This is a genomic window from Lachnospiraceae bacterium, assembly GCA_025758065.1.
GTDB lineage: Bacteria > Bacillota > Clostridia > Lachnospirales > Lachnospiraceae > Enterocloster.
The window spans coordinates 3235717-3258381 of sequence record CP107199.1; the positions used below are offsets into that span (position 1 = coordinate 3235717).

A 22665-nucleotide genomic window follows, 5' to 3' on the forward strand; every position below is an offset into this window, starting at 1 on the left:
TAATCCGTTTGAGAATGATGTAAATATGCATGGGACTCAAACTATTTTGGAATTCTGCTTGGTGATTTTCCGGTTTGAGAATGATGTAAAATATCTTAAACAATGGAAGTTGCAGAACAGCTGTACGGCTAACAACCAAAAAGTGTTATCCGAATTGAGAATGATGTAAGTAAGAACAATTTTAAACATATATTAAAAAAGCCTTGGATAAACACTGAGGCTTTTAATTATTTATTTAAATTCTTAAAAATACTAGTTATATTTTGATGATGAGAGTGACATGTAACTATTCGCGAAAGTGTACAAATGTTTAGCGAATAATCGATAGCGCCGGACATCATTTTCCTTGATCTGGACGGCGCTCGTCCATCTATTATTTGCTAAACAGTTCTTTCGCGAACTAGTTATCAAATGGTATTTTTTCACCAGATAATACAAGTTGAAACCCATCTGCATGGATCTCAATATCATTATATATAATCCCTTTCTTACTAAAATGAATCGCACCTTTTAACCTACGTAAAAACGCATTAAAAGATTCTATAGGCTGATTGCGGTACTGTTCAGAAAGAGGAATATTAGAGACTATGTAAACATTATGGTAGCAAGCCCATTTATTAGCGTACCGGCAAGGAAGCTCGAGAGGATAGCCATCAAGATAGTTGAGCATGTCAGAGATACGAAACCCTGAACGGAACTCCTCAAAAACAATGGTGTTTTGACCATGATAGTTATCAAAGGGATGCATATAATCAGTCACACGGAAAACATCATCATATCCATATTTTTCCATGATAGACCTTGTTTTACCTGTGCCCGTGTCACCCCACACATAATAAGCAGATATGTCGCGCCATACTTTGCGAGCAGTCTCCGATATAAGAACTTGACGAGTTTGACTAATTTTATCAAGCTGTAGCATTGCTTCCGGCATTTCTTGAATGATCTGATAATCAGACATGCCCGAAGCGATCATAGAGACCAAGTCGGCTAGATCATTCCTGGCACCTTGACGCTCTACAGGCATTTCGCCCCACTCCTCAAAAGTACCATCCACGCAAGTCTCATGCTTCTTATCAGCTTCCCACTTGCCTGTTTTTGTGATATACTCATAATTCTGGAGCGCTGTACCTTTACCCATCTCAAAATGAGCAGGCTCAAAACGACTTTTCAACGTACTGAACCGAATAGCGCCACGGCCTTGAAGATATATATGTGTATGATAAGTTCCCTGTTCACCTATCTCATCTGCCATACACCAGTAAACAAGTGATTTCATGTCAATCAAGATAGACTTAATAACCTCATGTGTATAACCCTTTTCAACAGGATTATTGATTGTTAGCTGCCATTTACGCGATTGCGAATCCTTTCCCATATGCGACCTCCAAAGTTTGTAATTGCGACAGCGACGATTGCGACATAAGTTGTCGCAGACTGGAAAGCCTAGGTTTTAAAAGGTTTGTTGGACCTTGCGACAGAAGTTCCTGGGTAATACTATACCAGGAACTTCTTGAATAAGTCTAATAATACGCGCGCGTAGGGGAGCGCAACGCAGAATCCGCACGGCCTGACGGCCTACCATGACGAACTAAACCCACTACGAGCCTTGGCACTGGGAGCGAACAAGGAAACGCGGGCATCTCCGGGGAGAGAGTGCGGACAGGGGCGGACAGACCCCCGACCGCCAGTATGAAAAGCAGATTTTTAGTTTTTAACAATATCAAAGCTGGATACCTTGCCCCGGCGATTAAACATCAGGTTGAGCGCAACACCTGGAAGAACCTGGGACAGATCCAAGTTCAAGTTATCATCAATGAAAAACTTATCAGACCGTTCACCAACAACATCAGGATCAGGATACACCACATATAAAGATGTACCATTAACAGTACGGCCTGTACTCTGATCAGTAAAGTTGACTTTTCTAAAACCTGTAACCTTGACTTTCATTTTGTCACCATCCTTTTTTATTTTGTTGTCAAAGTTCGCAACTGCGGAGTTTACATCAACGCAGCGTGTGGATTATCCACAATCGACAGCCACCAGATTTCTCAATAGAATACTGGCTAACAAACTGCTTGAACCTTGTACCAGACTGGGAAATCTGGTACAATTAAATTGAATAAATTAGTGAATAAAAGTGAATCACTTCTATCCACTTCCAATATAGCAAATGGGTGAATAAAAGTCAATCACTTTTTTGAAGAAAGGAAGAAAAATGCCAACCAATAAGAACAAAATGCAATATCTACTGGATGACACATATTATCAAAAATTCAATAGCTTATCTAAAAAGCTAAAAAGAAAAAGTGCCAGTGATATGACAAAGTACATTGTAGAAAAATTCATAGATGACTATGAAGAAATACACGGAGAGATCAAAATAGAAGAGTAGACAGACAATTAAACGCTGCAGCATTGATTTTGTGTACACAATTAAACGCTGCAGCAAAACATTTGTATATACAATTAGACAGACAACAAGCCCCCGGCAGCGCCTAGGGGGCTTGTCTTGCAATCACTCAATCCCAAGAAACGGGATCTTACGCAAGATGAACATTGTAAACTTCCATACATGCTCAAAGTTGATCACGATCAGAAGCACAGGCAACAGGATCTTGAGCATTGACAAATCCACGAACACACCCAGCATCCCCACGGATCCACGGAGCAGAGCAAACAACTCATCAATAACAGAAGTCACAGCTTCGGGCATGGCCGGGAGATTGATCCAGCCAAATACAACCTTGATTACATTTCTGACCAAATCGAATACAGCTTGAAGGATCAATTCCTTAACACCTCCTCAAATTTACGGTGCATGAGGGAGAGAAGCGCACCAATCATAATGATATTACCAACAAAGTAAAGTTTCTGCTGGATGCCCTGACCCCAATCAGTTTCAAGGAAAGTAAACTGGACATTCTGCGCCGGGATCACCACAGTACCATCAATCCATTTAAATTCAGGGAACGGAACACCAACAAAGGAAGAATCAGCATTCAGGTAAAGATTGACCATCTGAACAAGCAGATCTACTGGGAACATAAGGAAACCAAAGCGGTCATTGAAGAACGCATACATATCATCAAACCAAGCCTTGAAATAGTCATCAGACGGAATGAACAGTGATTTAAGGCCATTGATGATACCGTCAACTATAAAGTTCCTTGACTTCTCCGATTCTTCCGTGATCGTGTCCCTTGTGTCCTGATCGGATTGAAGCTTCTCCGCATGCTGCTGATTCATTTTGTTGTAAAGATTCGTAAACTCACCAGCGAGCTGATTCCAGAAGCTTTCTAACTGGCTAGATATAGTCTGGATCGTATTCTTAATCAGTTCAATGATAGAATCACCCTGTTCAACTTGACGGTTAGAGTTTTCTGCGATAGTAGCAGTGTTATTAGCTGTATCCTGAGACGGATCAGATTTAACACCGGAATCAGCAGTACCTACAGAGGAATCAGGGATCTGACCGAATGAAAATGATACACCAGAAAAATTAACAGCCGGATCATCCCCGTATGGATATAACAATAAAGACAACCTAACACAACGACTAGGAATCGTAACATTGTAACTACCAGAAATATGAGAACCAGATTGATTACAAGTCACACCCTGATATTTAGGAAATATATCCAACGTATTTTTTTGAACTATATCAAATTGCAGATCAGCCCTAAAAATCTTATTAACAACAGAACCTTGAACCAAATCATACTTAAAAAGATACGTACCAGACGAAGGTAACCTACTCTGAGAGATGCACAAACGAACATTATAAATTTTATAACCCTTACCTATATACTCATCAGGCAAGCGATAATAACCATACGTATCATTCCAGACAAGTTTTACACCAGTATTATTAGTAAACCAAGCCATAAGCCACCAAGTTTTCCCATAATTTGCATCAGGCCCAGAAGCAGCTACAGTAATATCATCACCAGACACAGTACCAACATCATTAATCCGGTCAAAACTATCCTTAAAGTCATCCCATGCTTTAGAAGCATTAGACCAGGAAGCACGAGGAACACGCATGGCATTGGAACTAGATGCGGTACTTGCCAACGAAGAAAAAGGCATGGACAATGTTAAACAGAAGAGTAAGCACAAGGACAAATACAACCGCATACGTTTCATAAGAATACACACCCCCTGACATTGTAGGATAAAGATCAGCTTCAGGAACATTCGTATAGACCATATAGCCATTCGGTGTTAACTTGAAATCACCCTCTGAACCGGATGCAAGCAACCAATCATAATAATAATTGCCAGAACTCTGACGATAGTATCTGACATAGCTCATATCAGACCCACTGAACACACCATTGGAGTAACTAAGCTCTTTACCATACACAAGACGATATTCATAGTCATTGACCCTGAAAAAGACGTAATCAGTACCATACGGGAGCTTGACCACCATATCCCTGAAATACTGCAATACAGACGTACTGATCTGGTCATTATCCGGGACATAGTTAGATGCCACAGACACATTATTATAAGTCACATTCGTACGGGAGCGCCTAGCCGTAGATGAGGAAGCAACATCAACATCCTCATCTGGTAACTCTTCTTCCTCATAATCATCAGCCAGTTCCGGATGCATGAGAGCCATGATCTCCTGATAAGTATCAAAGTCCATATCATCCGGGACAGTAGCAAGCCAGGAATTTACATCCAGTGACGGAGCAGAAGAGTTCTGCGAATCAGACGCATAACTTTCCGCAGTAAGCGTGTACTCATCCGCATACACCGGCACAGACCCCATAACGCAAAGAAACAAACTGCATAATACAACATTTTTCCACCTCATCATAATTCAACATGCCCCTTAAATGCCATGCCCAGGAACATTGTTACCAGGCGCTGACCGAGAGCGAAGACTACTGCATAAGGGATAGCAGCAGCCACAACATCAGCAAACAGATTGATAGCTTCCTGTACCATTAACTTAACCTCCTACCTTGCCATTCTTTCTTATATCGTTTCATTTTTGCATACGTATCATAACTGTCATACAGAGCCGGATCATGAAACCAGTAGAAACGCTTGACCGATTCCGTGATCAGTTTACCGTCTTTTTCAACAGACTTGCTGCCATCAATGAGAGTATTGATCTGTAAGATCTTGCAGAAGTTGGAACACAAGACCACGTTACGGATCTGTTCCCTAAAAGGTTTAGCAAGACGGCCATACACCTGACTGGTACCAATGATATGTTTACGCTGTTTACGTTGCTGGCTGACTTCGATCATGACCTCAATATCAATATTCTTTGATTCAAGAGAATTAAACTCAAGATGGATCTCATCAATCAGGTAGATCACACCGAAGTAACCATTTTCAAGATTCTTAAGACAATCAAGACCGTCATACTCAATTACATGCGTTCGAGGATCAAGCCCATTAATTTGAACATTAGTACACAATATTGCATCAGGATATTCATTACAAAGCTTCTTAACATATTGCACCGCCGAAAGAGTTTTCCCCGACCCCTGTTCACCGCAGAAGACAAGCAAGCCTTCCGGACGGAAGTAACCGGGATGGGATCTATAAAAATCATGGTTATGTTTTATGACACGGCCCACATTGACCGGATTAAGTGAGCCGTCAAGTAGATTCAATTCCATAAGCACCACCTAACAAAAAAGGAGCTTACCAATCGGCAAGCCCCCGGAAACAAAGGAACAAAAAATATTAAATGGACATTCGACCCTTGCGGAATGCTGCCATAAGAGAACGGATACCTTTACGAAGTCCCCACCACATGAAGACGATACCGATACCAGCAGCCACAAACGTTGCAAGAGCTGCGATAATCGTACTGACAGAGATCTGGGCAGTCAGTGCAGAGATCACGCTAGACCAATCAGACGCAGTTACTACCGTTGTGGTAGGCCCCTCAGCAAAAGCCGGGACAGCAAGACCAGCGGAAGCAAGACCAGTAGCCACAGGAAGAAAAGACTTTTTTACAGTTTCTTTGACATCCATACAAAAACCTCCTATAATATTTTTTATATCAGCCCAAAGAACAGGCAGATACCGAATGAAGAGTGAAATGTAACTATTCGCGAAAGAATAGTTTAACGAATAGTTACGTATACTTTTCTCTTATATTTTATTCATTCACTTATAAACCTTTGTCAGTTTACATAAATTAATTATGTAAACTATTCACTGCTTGCATATTACAAATTACAGAAAGGATCCTCTTTTCCAGATGAAACTCCAACGTCTCTTAAGCCTTCTTCGTCAGGCTATCGACCAATACCAGATGATTGAACACGGCGACCATATTGCCATTGGTATTTCCGGAGGTAAAGACAGCCTTACTTTGCTGTATGGGCTGTCTCAACTTCAGAAATTTTATCCCAAACATTTTACCTTATCTGCCATTACTGTAGACATGGGACTTGATACCATGAATTTAGAGCCTGTAAAGACTCTCTGTGCGGATTTTAACGTTCCTTATGAAATTATCTCCACTGAGATTGGAAAAATCCTTTTTGAGGCCCGTAATGAGGCTAATCCATGTTCTCTTTGTGCAAAAATGCGAAAAGGCGCCCTAAACCAGAAAGCTCTGGAACTTGGCTGCAACAAGATTGCCTACGCACACCATAAGGATGATCTGATTGAAACTGCATTAATGTCACTTTTATACGAGGGGCGTTTTTATGCATTTCCGCCAGTCACTCATCTTGACCGTACAGATTTAACCGTGATCCGGCCTCTGATGCTGGTTTCTGAAGCTGATGTAAAAGGCTTCAAAAATAAATACCAGCTTCCCGTTTGTAAAAATCCATGTCCTATGGATGGACACACGCACCGGGAATACGTCAAAAATCTGATTCGGACTCTGAATACGGACTCTCCCGGTGTACGGGAACGTTTATTTCACGCAGTCATTAACGGGAATTTTGAAGATTGGCCCAAGCTTTCCAAATAATAAAAATCTATGAACGAGGCATACATTAATTATGGCAACAACTTTACCTTATTACGAGCAAAAAGATATTGAAAATATTAAAAAACTCAGGGAAATGATGACGACTCTCCCACCCTTCTGCACTGAATTTTTTCGTGGGATCGAACCAAGAACTTCTACCAGGACTCGTATTGCCTATGCATACGATCTCTCTGTATTTTTCGATTTCCTTAAAAAAGAAAATCCCGTATTTTCCAAAATGGAGAGAATGGATCTTACTTTAGATTATTTAGATCAGATCTCGGTAACAGATTTAGAAGAATATATGGAGTATTTAAAATACCGTTTTAATGAGCATAATCAGGAAATCATTAACAAAGAACGGGGAATAATGCGCAAAATTTCTTCTTTAAAAAGCTTTTACAACTATTTTTTCCGTACAGAAAAGCTGAAAACAAATCCTGCTGCCCTGGTCCAGCTTCCAAAACTTCATGAAAAAGAGATCATACGTCTTGATATTGACGAAGTTGCTCTCCTTTTGGATGCTGTGGAACAAGGGGATGGTCTGACGGATAAACAGAAAGCTTTCCACAACCGGACTAAACTGCGCGACCTTGCTCTTCTAACCCTTCTTCTTGGAACCGGCATCCGTGTTTCTGAATGTGTAGGATTAGATTTAAACGATATTGATTTTAAAAATGGCGGAATCCATATCCATCGAAAAGGCGGAAAAGAGGTTACTGTTTATTTTGGCACAGAAGTAGAAACTGCGCTTCAGGATTACCTGGATGAACGAAACAGCATTATCCCTGAGGAAGGCAGTGAAAATGCTCTCTTCCTTTCTCTTCAGAAGAAACGTATGAATGTACGCAGTGTGGAAAACTTAGTTAAAAAATATGCCAGGATCGTTACCCCATTAAAAAAGATCACCCCACATAAACTTCGAAGCACCTACGGAACTAATCTTTACCGTGAAACCGGTGATATTTATCTGGTTGCTGATGTTCTAGGACACTCAGACGTAAATACCACCAAAAAGCACTACGCTGCCCTTGAGGACGAGCGCCGCCGCAGCGCCCGTAATGCAGTAAAATTAAGGGAGATAGATGGAAAATGATTAGATTAAAAAGCCAACTAATTAGAAACTATCCTTGTCAGGCAATTTTTCCGGCATGATCCAGAACTTCATTGCCGGATAACTGAGCACTACCTGTACCACAATATTCACTCCATTAGCCAGCGTAGGAACCAACGCCTGTGGAAGCCCCAGATTTTTGAAAAATGCCTGGCTGTAGGCAGGAAGTGCTGCAGATACAATAACCAGTACCACTGCAAGACAGATGTATCTTGGTACGGCTCTTGTAAATGCTGCATTGGAGCGGAATACAAAGTTTTTCTGTACATAGAAATTAATGGTCTGGGCAGCTGCTGTTGCTACAAGAAAGCTTAAAAATCCACCCAATCCCAGGTCATTTTCTACCTGAGTATAATGGAAAACGAAAAAACAAAATGGGATTTCCTCTAAAGAGGTAAACAGGAAAGCTGTACAGATCCACATTGCTATAAAATTCACAAATGTAGCCACATTAGACAGCACATTAAATAGAATAAATTCCCAGGCGGCTGGATGTTTGTCGATCCAGCTCTTAATCCTTCTTTTTCCTGATTTCATTCTCTCTTCTCCTTACCTTCCAACTGTTTTTCATATTTTTTGTTCTCTTTATTATTACGGAAATATCCTTTAATTACCCTTTTGGTGCCAGAAAGCCACTTTCCATTAACCATATCAACGATTCCTCTTGCCATTTCCATGCTTGCAGCACCACCTGTCATCTTTGCGATTCCGCGAAATGGCATGTTATAGATAAACAATAAGTTTAAATCCGGTTTGCCTTTTCCTTCACTCTTTTTTATTTTATCTGTCAATATGCAGTAAACCAGACGAGCCAGACGGCTTTTGGCATAATACATCTGGCAGATAGCATCATTAATCCCCAGTTCGCCCTTCCATTTTCCATCAGGAACAGGATGTCCCAAAAGAACTTCAAATTCCTCTGCTCCCACATTACTGATCCGTCCGCTGTAATAAGAAGGCAATTTTTTCTTTTCATAGGGTATTTCTTTTGTGGTTCCCGCCACCCATAATTTTCCGGACAACCGGATATCTGACACACTGGCTCCCACCATAAGCAGATATTCTCCTTCTTCTATCTCCCATTGTCCTGTTTTTACATTCCAGTAGCGAAAAGTTTTATCGTCAAATGGAATATGCACCCTTTTACTTTCCCCCGCTTTTAAAAAGACCTTCTGAAAGCCTTTTAATTCCTTCTGCGGGCGGAATACAACGGAGTCCGGAAAGCCGACATAAAGCTGGACAACCTCTGCCCCATCCCGCTCTCCTACATTTGTGACAGTCAATTGTACCTCTTTTTCATCCACTTCCAAAGCTGAATAGGCAAACTCTGTATAGGAAAGGCCATATCCAAACGGATACCGGAAAAGTACCATACTTGTATCATAATAGCGATAGCCCATAAAAGGTCCTTCACGATACTCTGATGTACGCTCAGAAGCAGGATAATACTGAAATGCAGGCGTATCCTCATACCGCAGCGGATAAGTCTCCGCCAGACGGCCGGAAGGATTTATCTTTCCGGTCAAGATATCCAGGATTGCCCCAGCACCTGCCTCTCCGCCTAGGTAACTGTGAAGGATTGACTTTAAATCATACTGCCAGGACATCTCAATGGAAGAACCTGCACTTAAAATACCCACAATATTTTCATTTACTTTTACCAGTTCATTTAACAACCGGAGCTGGTTCTGAGGCAGACGCATGTGTTCCCGGTCTTTCCCTTCTGATTCACTAACCTCGTCCAGCCCAAAACAGTAAAGGACCACATCTGCTCCGGCAGCTGCCTCTAATGCTTCTTTTTCTAAATCTGCATCTGCATCTGGTTCTCCATTGCGTGTATATCCATGAGCTTTTCCAATTACCTGAAGATCATACTCATCAATCAGCTGGTCCATGGATTCCACATTAAAAGGATTTACCATAGAAGATCCTGCGCCCTGATAGCGTGGTACAAAAGCGAAATCACCAATGAGCGCGATCCTGGTTCCCGGCTTTAACGGAAGTATATTATCTTCATTCTTTAAAAGGACAGCACTTTCTGCAGCTGCTTTTCTGGCTAATGCGTGATGGGCTTTCTCATCAAAAACTGACTTTTTTTCCTCTGCTTTTTGTTTCAGATCCAATACTGCATCTAAAACATGATCCACACAAAGATCTATATCTTTCATGGAAAGACGCCCTTCATTTACAGCTGTAACCAGCTCTCTGGCCGAGTCAAGCCCAGGTGCCGGCATTTCCAGGTCTGACTGACACATCACTCCTTTTACATGATCATTAGAACCGCCCCAGTCTGTAACCACCAGTCCGTCAAAGCCCCATTCCTTTCTTAAAATATCTAGCAGCAGCTTTTTATTCTCATTGGCATATTCCCCATTTACCTCATTGTAGCTGGTCATAATAGCTTTGGCATTGCCTTCTCTGACTGCAATCTCAAAACCTGTCAGATAGATTTCTCGAAGAGTCCTCTCATCTACCACTGCATTCATAGCCATGCGCCGTTCTTCCTGGCTGTTTACTGCAAAATGCTTTGGACAGGCATATACGCCCTGACTCTGGATACCCCGTATATAAGCAGCTGCCATTTTTCCTGCCAGATAAGGATCTTCCGCAAAATACTCAAAATTTCTTCCGCAAAGAGGACTTCTTTTCATGTTAAGCCCTGGACCTAGTACAATATTTACATTCTGGGCAGCTGCTTCTTCTCCCAGTGCTTTGCCAATCTCTTCTCCAAGCTCCGGATCCCAGCTGTTTGCAATAGCTGCCGCTGTCGGAAAACAGGTTGCCTTTAAAGAGGCATTTAAACCCAGATGATCCCCTGATCCCGCCTGCCTGCGGATCCCATGTGGGCCGTCAGAAAGAAAAACAGACGGTATCTTAAAGCGTGGGATATCCCGTGTCTGCCATACTGTTTTGCCGCTCAAAAGTGCCGCTTTTTCCTCCAGTGTTAATTTTAAAAGTAATTCTTCATGTTTCATATCATTTCCTCTTTAATGACTGTATATCTTTCATTTCCTGACATTTATTTGCAGCACCTATTATATCAAACTAATTGCCATATAACACTTTTTAAGCAAAAAAACAGAAAAAATCTTCAAAGCGTGGATCTAAAAAAGGTATTCCGCAGATCATTTTTTCATGATCCCGGAATACCTTTTTACTTATCTGACTTATCTGACAGAAACTACTATCCGATCAGACTCATTAAATGTCCCACAAATGCACCTCCTGGTGTACCAATAATATTACCCAGAAGTGCCATAAGAATACCTACCGGAACTAAAGCACTACTGTATGCGCCTGCAAGTACAGGTGCAGTAGCAGTTCCACCAACGTTTGCTAAAGATGCAACGGCACAGGTAAAGATATCCATTTTGATCACCTTTGCAAGAATGACCATAACAGCTACATGGATCAGAAGGATCAGGAAGCCAGCTGCCAGCCATACAGGTGCATTACCCATAGCAGAAATATCTGCTCTGGAAGCGATCAGGGCAATCTCAACATAAAGGATGATATTAGATACCTCTTCTGTTCCTTTTAATTTTCCAAATGGAGTCATAGCCACCAGCAGTCCAACAGCAGTTACCAGAAGAACAGTCCAGGTTGCACTGTCAAAAACAGGCAGTGCATTTGCAACCATACTTCCTACATCCTTGGAAATAGCAGAAATGAAGAATGATACACCAATTAAAAGAAGCATGCTCTTCCATGTAAGAGGTTTGGTGTTTGCTTTTGCCTCCTCTTCCAGAGAAGCGCCAACTTCATTGATCAGACGTACATCTGCTTTGGTCCATGCGTTAAATTCCTTTGAAAAGTTAATGGCCCACAGAAGGAACATAACATACATTACCGCACAAACAGAATCAATTACCAGTGAATATGCCATGCTTTCCTCACTTACATCTAAAACCGCCTGTACAGCCAGCATATTTCCACTTCCGCCTAACCAGCTTCCACACAATGCCCCCAGTGCTTTCCAGCTGTCTGGGCCTAACATTTTATGGAAAATAGCATAACTTACTATAAAACCAGTACAAATAGAAAGGCTGGCTGCAAAGAAACCAATCAGCATTTTCGGTCCTAATTTGATGATCTTCTTAAGATCACAGCGCAGCAGCATTAAAAACAACATTGCATACAGCAGTGGGTTTTTTACTGCCTTATAAGTTGCAGCTGTATCTTCCAGGTTCCACATTTTCATAGTACATAAAAGCATCATACCTAAATAGAGCAAAACAATAGGCGGTGCAAACTTAAAAAATTTCTGTGCGCCTTTTCCCTTCAGGTATACAGGAAGATTGACTAAAATCGCTGCTAGCAGCATCAAAGTGCCAAGATAGATAAACCCGTCATGAATCATTTGTAAACTCCCATTCTGCTGTCATTTTGCGACAGCCTGTTTTTCTCTTAGAAGCAAGTCAAAATAACCGGTTGTAATTTAATTGCCCCTCCTTCTCCTTTTTATGTTCTGCCGGAATCTCCCTGTTCCTGATTTTGTGAGAAATGACTCCAGGAAAACATTTTATAATACCGATATAAGAACTGGCTAAAAGGCAAAAAAAGGTCCAGAAGATTTTTCTGGACTTGTAAATTACATTTGAATTTTTGTAACTTCCCTACCCCTAACCTCTTCTTTTGACTTTCTCCTTCCTTATTATAAGTTATAATACGCAGAAAGTCAATTTTAACGATTTCTCAACAAGACTTTCTATAGCCTTCTTATAGGGATTTCCCAACAAGATTTACTTTAGAAAAAAATCCCCAAACACCTGCGAGAGTCATTCCCATAGTAATAAATTCTGCTGCCGGAAAAGCCAGCCATATACCTGTCATCCCCCAAACTGCAGACATAGTAAAGGCCGAAAGAAGGATCATAACAAATCCACGGGAAACGGAAGCTGTGAATGCCCATTTAACTGACTCCACCGCACTTAATATACCTGTTCCTACTATATTGATACCGGCAAAAAAGAAACCAATAAAATACAACTTCAGACCAAATCTGGCCATAGCCGCCAGTTCTTTGTTATGTTCCTGGTTAAAAATACCAGCAATTGGTTCCGACCACAAATAGATCACTGCATATATACATACAGCCGTAACTGCTGCTGTCCTTAAACTAAGGCCTATTACTTTCTCTAAAGCCTTTTTATCTGACTTTCCATAGAAACTGCTAAGCAGAGGCTGGGAACCCTGGGATATACCGTTAAACAGTGCTACTGCCACCAGAGAGATATTGGCTACTACACCATAGGCTGCAACACCGGTATTTCCAGCCAGCCGCAATATGATCAAATTAAAAGCTGTAGTGATCACACCGGAAGATATCTCTCCTACAAAGGCAGAAACTCCCACCTGACAGGAAAAAATGAGCCTTTTTAACGATGGCATCACCGGCAAAAAAGATACGGTACACTTTTTTGAACGAAAATGCAGCTGACAGATCAACATACCTACTACTGGTGAAAGAGCTGTTGCAAGGGCTGCTCCCGGCATACCCATACTAAAAGGGAACATAAGAATATAATCGAATACAATATTAAACAAACTGCTAAACAGTGTAGCCATCATAGCGATCATAGGGCTTCCATCATTTCGTACAAAAGCATTACAAATATGATTCCACATAAATAATGGGGCAAATGTCATAAAAATACGGGTATAGCTTTTTCCTGTTGCTATAATCTGTTCATCTCCACCCATAAGCCTGATCACCTGATCCGGGCAGAAAATCCCGGCTGCAATGAATACAAGGCTGATGATCCCGGCCCAGAACAGAGCATGAAAGAAATAGCTTTCTGCCTCTGGATTTTCCTTATTTCTCTCTATCACAAAACGGATAGCAGAACCTACACCGATCATAGCTCCAATGGCGAAGATCAAATTATATACAGGAAGTACCAGATTCAATGCTGTAATACCATCTGCTCCTACTGCTTTTGATATAAAATAAGTATCTGCGAGAATATACAAAGACATACCCAGCATGCCTAACATATTCTGGGATACATAGCGGATAAACTGCTTTTTGATATCCATATAACTGCTTCTCCTCTTTTGCATTTTTTACACTGAATGGTATTATAGATGTTTTTTCTGATTCTGTAAATGACCATGGTATCAACAAACAAAAATACCGCAAAACAGGAAACATTTTACTGCCTGCTTTGCGGTAAATAGATTTATATGCGGTTATTTACTTTAAAATAAAATTAAACTGCTGCCAGTGTCTTTCCTAATTCCTTACACTTAGCTAATGCATCATCATCTGGAGTTTCCTGGGTAATAACACCTTCGCCACATGCAACTTCAGCACCTGCTGCTTTCATACGTTCTTCCCAGTCACGCATCCACTGTCCATCACCCCAGCCATAGGAGCCAAACAGACCAACAGTTTTACCTGCTGCAAATCCTTCTACCTCTGCTACAAATGGTTCCATCTCATCTTCTTCCAGAACCTCAGCTCCCATTGCAGGGCATCCTAACGCAAATGCCTTTACATCCTTCAGGTCAGTGGCAGATACAGCAGATACTTCTGCCAGTTTTGCTTTCTTTCCAGCTTCTTCGATTCCCTGTGCTACTGCCTGTGCCATAGCTTCTGTGTTTCCTGTCTGTGACCAGTAAACTACCATGATTTCGTCCATTTATTCTTCCTCCTATACTGCCATTAATTTGCATGAATGCAAATCATACAGCTCCATAATGTTTTTAACAGTCATTCCTGAAGATACCATGTGGATCACTTTTTCTCTTGCCTGATCATATCCAGCAAATACTTTCCGGCATTCTTCCAAATTGGAATATACTTTCCAGTATCCGATATATAGCGGATTCTGTCCCCGGTTTTCAATAAAACCTATTACATCTTCCGGCGGATATCCGAGAAGCAATCCAATCTCATGAGGAAAATCACCATTTCCTTCCATATGCTCACGGTAACGTCCTGATACGCTATAAAGGATCTTAGAAAGCGTACACCCACTGCATCCAAACTCCAGCATCAGCTTCTTAACCTTTTCTGTTCTTAAATAAGCTTCCAGCTTTTCCCGTACATACAAAAGAAAGGTAATACGGTCAGCCGACTCATAAAGAACATAACAGGAAACGGCACTGGAACGGAACAGCCCCAATACTGCACTGCGAAAACTCCTGTCTACTGTCAGAAGATTGGATATCTTACGTCCAGTAAGAAGGGGCGCACACTGAAGTGCGATCTGGATTTCCAGTTCCTGCCTGTTTAAGCTAAGCATCAGATCAAGTGTTTCTTTACTCATAGGATACCTCATTTACTACTGTTAAAATATAGTTAGTGTTAGCTAACTTCTTTATATATCCTATCAGATAAAACACGAAAAAACAAGTAGGGTTACAGGTAACTTTTCTCATTAGAAACATTTCTCAATAAGCGCAGTTTTCCTAAATATGAATTTTTCAATGTGCCTTTTAATATGATGACATTCCTAATTCGTTCATTTTTCTAAAAATAATTACTTATAATAAACAACCGTAAGGAACTGGCCCTTATGGATCGTATCAGAGCGAAGGGAATTCATTCGTTTTAATTCCTTAACGTATTCTTCTGTAGACATATGGCTCCCCTTCTTGTACTGACGGGCTATATTCCACAGACTGTCTCCCTCTTTGATCTCCACACTCCGGTAATATGGGCTTACTGTCACAGGTTCCTCTTCTGCCATAGTCGTGAGCATACTCCGTCCTGTGAGAATGGTAACAAAAAGCAGCATGATAAAGCATCCTGTCAAAAACCGTCTTCTTACTAATCTTCTTCTCCTCATAACGTTTCCTCCTCATTCGTCTAAAGCAGATGCGAACATTTGTTCTTTTTATATTCATACTATATCATCAGAACATATGTTTGTCAATCATTTAGTACGCAAAAACCGAACAAAGGTTTGCATTTTTATCGAACATATGTTACTATAGTATCAGTAAAAGATTATTACAAAACAGAAGGGGGAATTTTTATGGCCCAGGATAAACTTACTGCAAAGCAACAGGAAATATTAGAATACATAAAAATTACGATCTTAAAAAAAGGATATCCGCCAGCTGTGCGGGATATCTGTGAAGCTGTAAAATTGAAATCCACTTCTTCTGTCCATTCTCACCTCTCTGCTCTGGAAGAAAAAGGATATATCCATCGCGATCCTACTAAGCCAAGAGCTATTGAGATTTTGGACGATACATTCAATTTTAACCGGAAGGAAATGGTAAATATCCCAGTTATTGGTACAGTTGCAGCAGGAGAACCGATCCTGGCAGAGGAACACATTGAAAGCTACTTTCCATTCCCGGCAGAATCTCTTCCTAATGCCGAGACCTTTATGCTCCATGTAAAAGGTGAAAGCATGATAAATGCCGGCATCCTTCCAGGAGACCAGCTGATCGTTGAGCAGCGTCCAACTGCTGAAAACGGCGAGATCGTAGTTGCCCTTTTAGATGATTCCGCTACTGTAAAGCGTTTCTTCAAGGAAACAGATCACTACCGCCTGCAGCCTGAAAATGATGCCATGGATCCGATCATTACAGATCATGTTGAGATTCTTGGAAGGGTCATTGGTCTGATAAGAATGATGTAATGTGCGTGTTCGCAAGTTTAACCTGACTTATAAAACAGTTTTCACCAAAAAGCCACTGTACAGTTACTAAAATCTGAAACTATACAGTGGCTTTTCTTACCATAAAAAATGGCTGCGGAATTGCTCCCACAGCCGTCGTGCCTGAAAACCGTACCTTGGCACCGTGATCTCTCACAGGTTTTTACAGGACATTTTGAAAATCTGCATTATATGCTTTCCAAAAGTCGTTTCCATGAACCGGAACACATAACCCGATAACAAATAACCGATAAACGATAACTATGAACCGTAACCGCCAGTAAGTATTGTTAGAAATATGTCCTGCACGGAATGAGTGATCAGATATCTACCTCAAACAGCACCGTCTGGTTATAGCGATCCAGTGCGATCTGCATGTCCATGATCGTATTGGAAATACGGTCATATTCCTGCCGGATCAGTTCCGGATCGTAGTTGATATACTTATACTCAGGCGCTGAACCAGATGAGCTAAATGCACTGCCATACACACGCGTTTTTGGCAGTCTCTTACGCATATCATCAAGAACAGCCTTTCTCTTATTGAGCTGAGCCATTCGAACCAGAATACTGTCAATGCTCATCTCCTGTTCACCCACCTGCACTTTTGCTGTGGCATTGGTCAGGTTCAATGCGTGTTTAATAGTGACGATCTTCCTGTCTATCTCATCAATTGTATTCGCAACTGTCATGTAATCGTATTCCGGAATGACCGGCTCCTCATTGACAGCAGCAATGTAAGTACTGGATGATGCTTCCTTGTTGACCCAGAATGCTTTGTCTTCCTCAAGGCTTCTCAGCATCTTATTTGCATAAGCCGATGTGATTTTCTGCATGATTTTCGCCTTCCTCTCTATCCTCATCTTCCATCATTTGTTTCTGATCCGATTGTAAATCATTCGGTGGCAGATGTCATTCAACCATCGGTTTAAAATCCCCCATAAACGAGGAATATCCCCGTCAATGACGAGGATATCTTCAATCGTAGTATGTAATAATCTACTTAAAATAACAAAATTGTCAATGCTGGGTAACGATTTGCCGGATAGCCATTTATAAATAGCCTGCGGATTTTCAAATCCGAAAGCTCCCTGGATCTCCCGAATCGTATATCCCTGTTCCAAAAGCAGCTTTTTTATGCGTTCTCCAGTCTTTTCCGGTTGGATTGACAAATACATTGGTTCCATAGTTTGTGCCTCCATGATTCAGGACCGTGTTTATTCATAACGTATATATTGTAACACAGAAAAGACTGGCTCACCAGTACCAATCATAAGAAAATTGGTTACAATTCAGCCATCAATGTCATTTAGGTAGCGATAAAGTGAGGAACGTTCATAAAAATAAAGCATTAGTCATATTCCTGTAGCTACAATCCGGTTGAAATCAAGGGATTTTTCCAATGCTTCTTATTCCAAATTTTTTCTTTTATCGTTCCAATTTTTCGTGACTTTTATGAATTGCCAATTTTCCATCTTTCTTATAAAATTTATGTTTGAGATTTTTTGATCAATTCCATGTGATTTCGGATTCAGCTATACTTGTTTGATTTGTAAAAGAAGGGAGACTGCTTTATGAGTCAATCTGCAAAACAATCTACCATTAAAGATATGACAACTGGAAGCCCAGCTAAATTGATTTTTGGATTCGCCATTCCCATGCTGATGGGGCTTTTGTTTCAGCAATTTTACAGCATGGTTGATACCATTATTGTAGGAAAGTTTCTGGGCGTGGATGCCCTGGCTTCCGTTGGCTCCACAGCTGCCATCAACTTTATGATTAATGGCTTTGTAATCGGTGTATGCACCGGATTCTCCATTCCGGTTGCTCAGCGGTTCGGCGCCCAGGATTATAAGAACATGCGGCGTTTCGTTGCCAATGCCGGATGGCTGGCATCTTTTTTCGCTGTGGTTATGACCGTAATCGTCTGTCTGCTGACCCGTCAGATTCTTGTCTGGATGCAGACACCGGACAATATCATCGACGGTGCCTACAGCTATATCTTCTTTGTGTTTGCCGGTATTCCGGCCACGTATCTGTACAATACCTTAGCCGGTATCATCCGTGCATTGGGAGACTCCAGGACACCTGTTTATTTTCTGATTTTATCCAGTCTCTTTAATATCGTACTGGATCTGTTTTTCATCGTACAGATAGGAACCGGAACAGCCGGTGCTGCTTATGCTACGGTGATTGCACAGGCTGTTTCAGGCATTCTCTGCCTGATTTATATGAAGAAGAAATTCGATATTTTAAAAATGCATCGGGAGGAAACACGAATCAGTACCTACCACCTCTATCGTCTCTGCATGATGGGTATTCCGATGGGACTTCAGTACTCCATCACCGCCATCGGTTCGGTGGTAATCCAGACCGCCATCAACTCTCTCGGTTCCATTGCGGTTGCCTCGGTTACTGCCGGTCAGAAGATCGGTATGTTCTTCTGCTGCCCCTTTGATGCACTGGGAGGCACAATGGCAACCTATGCCGGACAGAATGCCGGTGCCGGGAAAACTGACCGTATCCGCCAGGGAGTTCGTTCTGCAACCTTCATTGGAAGCATCTACTCGGTTCTGGCATGCATTGTCCTGACCCTGTTCGGCGGTGTGATCCCACTGCTCTTTGTAGATGCTTCGGAGACAGTTGTAATTCATCAGGCTCACCAGTTTTTAACCTTTAATTCTCTGTTTTATATTCCGCTTACCATCGTCAATGTATGGCGTTTTACCATTCAGGGAATGGGCTACAGTCTTCTTGCCATTCTCGCCGGTGTCTGCGAGATGATCGCCCGGGCTTTGGTTGGATTTGCACTGGTTCCCATCTTCGGCTATATTATCATATGCTTTGCTTCTCCTCTTGCGTGGCTTATGGCAGACGCCTTTCTGATTCCGGCCTTTTACTATTGCCTGCGGAACCTGTTGAAAGCACAGGAAATGCTTGAATAAATGAATCTATAAAGTCAAAAGCAGGTCTGAAATTGATATTGCTCCTATTTCATACCTGCTCTTTTATTGTTTCTTTCCTTCCTTTTATTTACCAAACAGACAAACTGGAAGAGTTTCTTGAAGCTCTGTTTTAAATTTTCCGAAGTCTTCTGCAATGCCTTAATTAATCTTTACATTTCTTACTGTTCTGTTACCTGCCTTACTTTATGCTGGCTTTTCTGAGATAATATAGCCTGATATGCAGAAACAAATAACTGAAAGGAATTTTCCAATATGAAAAAAACGATTACTTCTCTTCTGATTCTTACCATGGCTGTCTCTCTGGCAGGCTGCGGCAGTAAGCCGGCAAATGACCCACCTAAGCCCCAGGGAACTGTGATTGAATCGGCAGTTGATTTTTATACAGAGGTTTGGGATGCCTTTGGCGAAGATAAGCAGTTTCCAGCTGTAGGCGGTAATGCAGAGCATGAGGCGGAGGCTCCGGCAAAATTCCTGGTCTGGATGCTGACAGGCTTTTGGCATGGTGCCGCCTGGAATTTCGTGATCTAGGGTCTTTATTTTGCCCTGCTGCTGATTTTGGAAAAGGTCTTTCTCCTAAACCATCTGAAAAAAAGCCGCATGTTAAGCCATATCTACGTATTTACTGCTGTCGTGGTCAGTTTTGTGTTTTTTGATGCTGTTAATATGTCCCAGGCATTTTCATATATAAAAGCCATGTTTGGAGCAGACGCATATCCGTTGGTTTCAGCTGAGTTCAGCTACTATTTCCGCAGCTATTTTGTGGTTCTGGTAATTGCTTTCCTTGGTGCAACACCTATTCCAAAATCCTTTTGCAAGGGGATTCAGCGATGGAAAGCAGGTGCGGCGGTTATGGCATTGGCTGAACCTGTGGTTCTTTCTGCCCTGCTGCTTGTTTGCACGGCCTATCTGGTAGATGGCTCTTTTAACCCATTCCTTTATTTCAGGTTCTAGGAATATCCAGTTTCAGGAAGGAATGACAGATGAACGAATATAAACGTATAAAAAGTATAACGAACATGAACCGCATATTGACTGTGGTTGTACCGGGTCTCAGCTTTATAAGTCTTACATTGGCATCCTGGCTGCTGCCCTCCAGGGATTTTTCCGACAGCGAACGTCGAAAGCTTGCCCAGCGTCCGGCACTTTCCCTGGAGGGCATATCCGACGGAAGCTTTATGACAGGTTTTGAGAAATATACCCTGGATCAATTTCCGCTGCGAAATCAGTTCCGTACGCTGAAAGCTTACACAATCTACCATGTGTTCGGCCAGCTTGATAATTATGATATTTATATAAAGGACGGATATGCCGCAAAACTTGAATACCCATTGCATACGGATTCTCTGGAACATGCAACGGACCGATTTGAATATATCTATGAGAAGTATTTAATGGACAAGAAAATGGATATCTATCTCTCTATTGTACCGGATAAAAGCTATTTTCTTGCTGAGAAATATGGATACCTCTCCATGGACTATAAGGAACTGTGCCATATAATGCAAAATAGCATGGATTATGCTAACTATATTGATATTACAAAAACACTGGATATTACGGATTACTACAAGACGGACACCCACTGGCGTCAGGAGAAGCTTCCAGAGACAGCCGCGGTCCTTGCTGAAAGCATGGGTGCTTCTATCTCTGGAAACTATACAGAATGTGCACTGGATGTACCTTTTTATGGTGTATATTATGGTCAGTCAGCGCTCCCGCTGCCGCCGGAGACACTGTATTATCTGTCCAATGATGCATTAGATGACTGTATCGTAACAAATCATGAAGATCAGACAGTGGGCGGCATCTATAATATAGAAAAGAAATCCGGTAAGGATCCTTATGAAATCTTTCTTTCCGGTCCCTGTTCCCTTATCACCATTGAGAATCCCAACTACAAATCAGACAGGGAACTTATCATCTTTCGTGATTCCTTTGGCAGCAGTATTGCTCCTCTTCTGGCAGAAGGGTATGCAAAGATTACATTGGTTGATATCCGGTATCTGCGAGCGGATTTACTTGACCGTTTTATAGAATTCAAAAATCAGGATGTGCTGTTTCTGTATAGTACATCGGTGCTAAATCACAGTGAGACTTTAACCTAAAATGTTGGAATCAAAAACCCTTTTCTATCATATTAAGTGAAAATTCCCCAGTTCCTTAAGATTGAGTGGTTGGGGAATCCTTTTTTTCAAAATATATCTCATAATAGTCTTATGAATATCTTACAGAAAATTTTTACAAACCATTATGAAGACATAAAATACACGCTCCATCCCAGGAACACTGAAATAGCAGAAAACCTCTCACAAGTGGAATTTTCTCTGATCTTTGGATTCCCGGAAAATGAAGAATGAATGTCTGGATAGAGTTGGTGTGATTTTTTTACACCGGCTCTATTTTTTATGGTAGAATAATAGATAATTCAGAAGATTTCAGTGAGGTGTATCATGCTTTTGTGGTCAATACAGCATAAACGTGCATATGAAAAAATGGAACAAACCGGAGTGCTCAGGGCAGACAAAAATTTCATTGCGACGGATTGGTTTGAAAATTCTTATCTGTGGATGGCAGAGCAAATGAAAAAGCGTATAGGTGAACCACCAGAAGGCGTTATATTCCCCGTGTGGGCCTTGGTACCAGTGGGAAGGCATGCGGAAACGACCGGATATGCGTGTGCATGGACGTAATTGGGGAGAAAAAGGTACACCTGTTGTTTTACTGACGATTGAGATCCCGGACAACCTAGTTTTGCTTTCTGATTTTGATTACTGGCACTGTGTCCTAAACGATGGCGAAATTATTTTTCCTATTGACGATTCAGCGGTATATTCTGAAGAAGAAAAACGGAAAAGCTGGGAAAATATTTTTGATATCAGCTGCTCTTTTGAAGGTGAAGTACATCCCCATCTTAGTACCCAGGCAACCATGTGGGAAATAAAAAGAAAATGGGTGAAAAAAGCTGAATATTTTGTAGCACGATAAATCAGAATTTGA

At 41.4% G+C, this 22665-nt stretch carries 27 protein-coding genes and 1 CRISPR repeat array (1 of these 28 only partly in view); of the genes, 10 read left to right on the forward strand and 17 right to left on the reverse strand.

The window, feature by feature from the left end:
- Window positions 1-42: a CRISPR direct-repeat array (repeat unit 36 nt) (it extends 852 nt beyond the left edge of the window).
- Between the two features lie 358 nt (window positions 43-400).
- Both OGM16_15035 and OGM16_15040 read right to left on the reverse strand, forming a co-directional pair.
- Complete coding sequence (locus OGM16_15035; protein ID UYJ46099.1) at window positions 401-1378, reverse strand: replication protein; 978 nt, start codon at window positions 1376-1378, stop codon at window positions 401-403.
- A gap of 329 nt (window positions 1379-1707) precedes the next feature.
- The gene (locus OGM16_15040) at window positions 1708-1953 is read right to left on the reverse strand and encodes a hypothetical protein (protein ID UYJ46100.1); all 246 of its coding nucleotides are present in this window, start codon (window positions 1951-1953) and stop codon (window positions 1708-1710) included.
- Window positions 1954-2221: 268 nt separating this feature from the next.
- Here OGM16_15040 and OGM16_15045 point away from each other — a divergent pair, with 268 nt between their 5' ends.
- Window positions 2222-2398 (forward strand): hypothetical protein, encoded by a 177-nt coding sequence (locus OGM16_15045; GenBank protein UYJ46101.1) that lies wholly within the window; start codon window positions 2222-2224, stop codon window positions 2396-2398.
- Window positions 2399-2521: 123 nt separating this feature from the next.
- Here OGM16_15045 and OGM16_15050 read toward each other — a convergent pair whose 3' ends face one another.
- The 6 genes from OGM16_15050 to OGM16_15075 all read right to left on the reverse strand — a co-directional run bounded on the left by OGM16_15050 (window position 2522) and on the right by OGM16_15075 (window position 6015).
- Entirely contained in the window at window positions 2522-2770 is a 249-nt protein-coding gene (locus tag OGM16_15050; GenBank protein UYJ46102.1) for a hypothetical protein, read from the reverse strand.
- 20 nt (window positions 2771-2790) lie between these two features.
- Window positions 2791-4152 (reverse strand): hypothetical protein, encoded by a 1362-nt coding sequence (locus tag OGM16_15055; GenBank protein UYJ46103.1) that lies wholly within the window; start codon window positions 4150-4152, stop codon window positions 2791-2793.
- On the reverse strand, window positions 4061-4837 hold the full coding sequence (locus tag OGM16_15060) for a hypothetical protein (GenBank protein UYJ46104.1): 777 nt from the start codon (window positions 4835-4837) through the stop codon (window positions 4061-4063). The genes OGM16_15055 and OGM16_15060 overlap by 92 nt, the downstream gene beginning before the upstream one ends.
- Window positions 4834-4968, reverse strand: a complete 135-nt coding sequence (locus tag OGM16_15065; protein ID UYJ46105.1) for a hypothetical protein — start codon at window positions 4966-4968, stop codon at window positions 4834-4836. Before OGM16_15065 ends, OGM16_15060 begins: the two co-directional genes overlap by 4 nt.
- On the reverse strand, window positions 4968-5654 hold the full coding sequence (locus tag OGM16_15070; protein UYJ46106.1) for an ATP-binding protein: 687 nt from the start codon (window positions 5652-5654) through the stop codon (window positions 4968-4970). Before OGM16_15070 ends, OGM16_15065 begins: the two co-directional genes overlap by 1 nt.
- 67 nt (window positions 5655-5721) lie before the next feature.
- A complete protein-coding gene (locus tag OGM16_15075; protein ID UYJ46107.1) occupies window positions 5722-6015 on the reverse strand; it encodes a hypothetical protein in 294 nt (97 codons plus the stop codon).
- 229 nt (window positions 6016-6244) lie between these two features.
- Between OGM16_15075 and OGM16_15080 the strand changes: the two genes are divergently transcribed.
- Both OGM16_15080 and OGM16_15085 read left to right on the forward strand, forming a co-directional pair.
- A complete protein-coding gene (locus OGM16_15080) occupies window positions 6245-6970 on the forward strand; it encodes a tRNA 2-thiocytidine biosynthesis TtcA family protein (GenBank protein UYJ46108.1) in 726 nt (241 codons plus the stop codon).
- 31 nt (window positions 6971-7001) lie between these two features.
- On the forward strand, window positions 7002-8066 hold the full coding sequence (locus OGM16_15085; protein ID UYJ46109.1) for a tyrosine-type recombinase/integrase: 1065 nt from the start codon (window positions 7002-7004) through the stop codon (window positions 8064-8066).
- A gap of 21 nt (window positions 8067-8087) precedes the next feature.
- Here the strand turns inward: OGM16_15085 and OGM16_15090 are convergent, their stop codons facing one another.
- The 7 genes from OGM16_15090 to OGM16_15120 all read right to left on the reverse strand — a co-directional run bounded on the left by OGM16_15090 (window position 8088) and on the right by OGM16_15120 (window position 15880).
- Window positions 8088-8621, reverse strand: a complete 534-nt coding sequence (locus tag OGM16_15090) for a GtrA family protein (protein UYJ46110.1) — start codon at window positions 8619-8621, stop codon at window positions 8088-8090.
- Entirely contained in the window at window positions 8618-11059 is a 2442-nt protein-coding gene (locus OGM16_15095; protein ID UYJ46111.1) for a glycoside hydrolase family 3 C-terminal domain-containing protein, read from the reverse strand. Before OGM16_15095 ends, OGM16_15090 begins: the two co-directional genes overlap by 4 nt.
- 209 nt (window positions 11060-11268) lie before the next feature.
- Window positions 11269-12444, reverse strand: a complete 1176-nt coding sequence (locus OGM16_15100; GenBank protein ID UYJ46112.1) for a DUF819 family protein — start codon at window positions 12442-12444, stop codon at window positions 11269-11271.
- Between the two features lie 359 nt (window positions 12445-12803).
- On the reverse strand, window positions 12804-14123 hold the full coding sequence (locus OGM16_15105) for an MATE family efflux transporter (protein UYJ46113.1): 1320 nt from the start codon (window positions 14121-14123) through the stop codon (window positions 12804-12806).
- A gap of 173 nt (window positions 14124-14296) precedes the next feature.
- Window positions 14297-14728 carry a flavodoxin gene (locus OGM16_15110; GenBank protein ID UYJ46114.1) on the reverse strand — a complete coding sequence of 144 codons (432 nt, stop codon included), beginning with the start codon at window positions 14726-14728 and terminating at the stop codon, window positions 14297-14299.
- A 12-nt stretch (window positions 14729-14740) separates the two neighbouring features.
- The gene (locus tag OGM16_15115) at window positions 14741-15358 is read right to left on the reverse strand and encodes a DUF3793 family protein (protein UYJ46115.1); all 618 of its coding nucleotides are present in this window, start codon (window positions 15356-15358) and stop codon (window positions 14741-14743) included.
- A 213-nt stretch (window positions 15359-15571) separates the two neighbouring features.
- Complete coding sequence (locus tag OGM16_15120) at window positions 15572-15880, reverse strand: LysM peptidoglycan-binding domain-containing protein (GenBank protein ID UYJ46116.1); 309 nt, start codon at window positions 15878-15880, stop codon at window positions 15572-15574.
- A gap of 189 nt (window positions 15881-16069) precedes the next feature.
- Between OGM16_15120 and lexA the strand changes: the two genes are divergently transcribed.
- On the forward strand, window positions 16070-16684 hold the full coding sequence (lexA, locus tag OGM16_15125; protein ID UYJ46117.1) for a transcriptional repressor LexA: 615 nt from the start codon (window positions 16070-16072) through the stop codon (window positions 16682-16684).
- A 338-nt stretch (window positions 16685-17022) separates the two neighbouring features.
- Here lexA and OGM16_15130 read toward each other — a convergent pair whose 3' ends face one another.
- Both OGM16_15130 and OGM16_15135 read right to left on the reverse strand, forming a co-directional pair.
- Window positions 17023-17538 (reverse strand): hypothetical protein, encoded by a 516-nt coding sequence (locus OGM16_15130; GenBank protein ID UYJ46118.1) that lies wholly within the window; start codon window positions 17536-17538, stop codon window positions 17023-17025.
- Between the two features lie 33 nt (window positions 17539-17571).
- A complete protein-coding gene (locus OGM16_15135; protein ID UYJ46119.1) occupies window positions 17572-17889 on the reverse strand; it encodes a helix-turn-helix domain-containing protein in 318 nt (105 codons plus the stop codon).
- Between the two features lie 387 nt (window positions 17890-18276).
- On the opposite strand from OGM16_15135, the gene OGM16_15140 reads away from it, so the two are divergent.
- The 6 genes from OGM16_15140 to OGM16_15165 all read left to right on the forward strand — a co-directional run bounded on the left by OGM16_15140 (window position 18277) and on the right by OGM16_15165 (window position 22653).
- The gene (locus OGM16_15140; protein UYJ46120.1) at window positions 18277-19647 is read left to right on the forward strand and encodes an MATE family efflux transporter; all 1371 of its coding nucleotides are present in this window, start codon (window positions 18277-18279) and stop codon (window positions 19645-19647) included.
- A 273-nt stretch (window positions 19648-19920) separates the two neighbouring features.
- Entirely contained in the window at window positions 19921-20196 is a 276-nt protein-coding gene (locus tag OGM16_15145; protein ID UYJ46121.1) for a hypothetical protein, read from the forward strand.
- Between the two features lie 69 nt (window positions 20197-20265).
- Window positions 20266-20619 (forward strand): hypothetical protein, encoded by a 354-nt coding sequence (locus tag OGM16_15150; GenBank protein ID UYJ46122.1) that lies wholly within the window; start codon window positions 20266-20268, stop codon window positions 20617-20619.
- A 29-nt stretch (window positions 20620-20648) separates the two neighbouring features.
- Window positions 20649-21773, forward strand: coding sequence for a DHHW family protein (locus tag OGM16_15155; protein ID UYJ46123.1), 1125 nt, complete (start codon window positions 20649-20651; stop codon window positions 21771-21773).
- Between the two features lie 387 nt (window positions 21774-22160).
- Complete coding sequence (locus OGM16_15160; GenBank protein UYJ48479.1) at window positions 22161-22358, forward strand: DUF3841 domain-containing protein; 198 nt, start codon at window positions 22161-22163, stop codon at window positions 22356-22358.
- A complete protein-coding gene (locus OGM16_15165; protein ID UYJ46124.1) occupies window positions 22321-22653 on the forward strand; it encodes a DUF3841 domain-containing protein in 333 nt (110 codons plus the stop codon). The genes OGM16_15160 and OGM16_15165 overlap by 38 nt, the downstream gene beginning before the upstream one ends.
- The last annotated feature ends 12 nt before the right edge of the window (window positions 22654-22665 follow it).